The organism is Mesorhizobium sp. M7D.F.Ca.US.004.03.1.1 (genome assembly GCF_003998635.1).
GTDB lineage: Bacteria > Pseudomonadota > Alphaproteobacteria > Rhizobiales > Rhizobiaceae > Mesorhizobium > Mesorhizobium loti.
The window spans coordinates 1-800 of record NZ_RZQG01001525.1; the positions used below are offsets into that span (position 1 = coordinate 1).

The 800-nt window shown below is 64.9% G+C and carries 1 protein-coding gene; it reads left to right on the top strand.

Features of this window, described 5'->3' with window-relative positions; genetic code table 11:
- On the top strand, positions 1–800 hold an 800-nt coding region (locus EN935_RS38420; protein WP_164771845.1), incomplete at both ends, for an efflux RND transporter permease subunit.

Below are 800 nucleotides of genomic sequence, written 5' to 3' on the forward strand. Positions count from 1 at the left end.
GCACTGCCCAGCGCCGAATTCCCGGTGGTCAACGTCTCGGCTTCGCTGCCCGGCGCCTCGCCGGAAACCATGGCGACATCGGTGGCGACGCCGCTGATCAAGCAGTTCGCCACCATCGCCGGCATCGATTCGATCTCGACTACGAACTCGCTTGGCCAAACCTCGATCGCCATCCAGTTCGTGCTCAACCGCGACATCGACGCAGCCGCCGCCGATGTGCAGGCGGCGATCGCGCGCACGCAGAAATCATTGCCGCCGCAGATGACGGCGCCGCCGAGCTATCGCAAGGTCAATCCGGCCGACGCGCCGATCCTTTTGATGTCGCTGGTCAGCGACACGATTCCGCTGACCGATCTCGATGCTTTCGCTGAAAACGTCATCTCGCCGTCGCTGTCGACCATCGACGGGGTGGCGCAGGTCTCGATCTTCGGCCAACAGAAATACGCGGTGCGCATCCAGATCGATCCGACCGCGCTTGCCGCGCGCGGCATCTCGATCGACCAGCTGCAGACGGCGGTCGCCTCGGCCAACAGCAACACGCCGCTCGGCGTGCTCCAGAACGACAAGCAGCAGCTCACCATCACCGCCAACACGCAGCTCAACGACGCCGCTGGCTTCTCCAACATCATCATCGCCACCAAGAACGGTCACCCGGTACGGCTGGGCGAGGTGACCCGCGTCGTCGATTCGGTGCAGACGACCACGACCGCAAGTTGGTACGATGGCACCCGCGCGATCATCATGGCGGTGCAGCGCCAGCCTGACGCCAACACCCTCGACCGCGGCCCCAAGGGCAAGGC